1 protein-coding gene and 1 pseudogene are annotated in these 1,749 nt (G+C 69.5%); both read left to right on the top strand.

Features of this window, described 5'->3' with window-relative positions; genetic code table 11:
* Positions 1 to 222: pseudogene (locus LQV45_RS30015) on the top strand (NADH pyrophosphatase); the annotation flags it as partial.
* A gap of 181 nt (positions 223 to 403) precedes the next feature.
* On the top strand, positions 404 to 1,749 hold a 1,346-nt coding region (locus LQV45_RS30010), incomplete at its 3' end, for an ATP-dependent helicase (protein ID WP_230010834.1).

Genomic DNA, 1,749 nt, shown 5'->3' with positions numbered 1-1,749 from the left:
TTTCCCGCCTCCCTGATGCTCGGCTTCACGGCCACCACGCCGGACACCGAAGCCCGGCCCGACGGCGTCGAGGTCACCAGGGCACGGTGGTTCAGCCGGAGCGAACTGCAGGACGCCGTCCTCAGCGGCGAGATCGTCATTTCCAGCAGGCTCTCCATCGCCCGGTCCCTTATTGAACACTGGTACGGCGGCATCATTCAGGACGCCGCGGACAGCGCCTGACACTGCCCCATACAGGCTGACACCGCCTGCCCCTATCCGCAGGACACCGACTACCGACTGAGCAGCAAAAGTGACCACAGAGAAATTGAACTTCAGCACCATCCCCGGCGGGGAACCGTCGGGTAGCTCGACGTCGGGCGATGCCCCGCCTGCCGATGCCCCGGAACCTGACGGCCGTTCGCTGGAGGAACGGATCCTCGGCGGCCTCGACGCCGAGCAACGCGAGGTTGCCAGCACCCTCCAGGGGCCCATGTGTGTCCTGGCCGGTGCCGGGACCGGCAAGACCCGCGCCATCACGCACCGGATCGCCTACGGCGTGCACTCAGGGGTGTACAGCCCGCAACGGCTCCTCGCTGTCACCTTCACGGCCCGGGCTGCCGCCGAGATGCGCAGCCGGCTCCGTGACCTCGGCGTCGGCAACGTTCAGGCCCGTACCTTCCACGCCGCGGCGCTGCGCCAGTTGCAGTTCTTCTGGCCGCAGGCGGTCGGCGGCACCCTGCCCAACCTGCTGGACCACAAGGCACAGATGATTGCCGAGGCCGCGCGGCGGCTCCGGCTCAGCACGGACCGCGCCTCCATCCGGGACCTCGCCTCCGAAATCGAGTGGGCCAAGGTATCCATGCTGACCCCGGCGAACTATCTGGAGAACGCCCAGGGCCGGGGCAATCCGGGCGGCTTCGACCTGACGGCCGTGGCACGGGTCTTCCAGTCCTATGAGGACGTCAAGACCGACCGCAACGTCATCGACTTCGAGGACGTGCTGCTGATCACCGTGGGGATCCTGCAGGAGGACCCAAAGGTGGCAGCGACCGTCCGGGAACAGTACCGGCACTTCGTCGTCGACGAGTACCAGGACGTCTCGCCGCTGCAGCAGCGGCTCCTGGAGCTGTGGCTCGGCGGACGCGACGAGCTCTGCGTCGTGGGCGACGCCAGCCAGACCATCTACTCCTTCACCGGCGCCTCCCCGAAGCACCTGCTCGGGTTCAAAGCGATGTATCCCGAGGCCCACGTCGTTAAGCTGATCCGGGACTACCGGTCCACGCCCCAGGTCGTCAGGCTCGCCAACGACCTCCTCGCCGGCCGGCGCAGCGGCGGCCCGGTGGCGGACGCCGCCTGGGCCACGCCTTTGCAGCTCGTAGCGCAGCGGCCGGCGGGCCCGGTGCCGCGGTTCACCGAATGCTCGGATGACGAGGCGGAGGCCGCCACTGTCGCCGCGCGGATCCGTGAACTCCTCGACGCCGGAACACCGGCGAGCCAGGTCGCCGTGCTCTTCCGCACCAACGGGCAGTCCGAAGCCTACGAACAGGCGCTGGCCTCGGCGGGGATCGGCTACCAGCTGCGCGGCGGTGAGCGGTTCTTCGCGCGGAAGGAGGTCCGGGACGCCATCCTGCAGCTCCGGGCCGCGACCCGGGCGGTGGCTGAAACCGCCACGCCCGAGCCGCTCGGGCAGCTGGTCCGGGACATCGTCGCCTCCCTGGGCTACACGGACGCGGCGCCGCACAGCGGCGGCGCTCTCCGGGAGCGCTG

The sequence above is a fragment of the Microbacterium sp. Bi128 genome, from assembly GCF_918698205.1.
The sequence above is the reverse complement of the archived record's forward strand: the minus strand, read 5'-3'. Positions and strand labels throughout refer to the sequence as shown.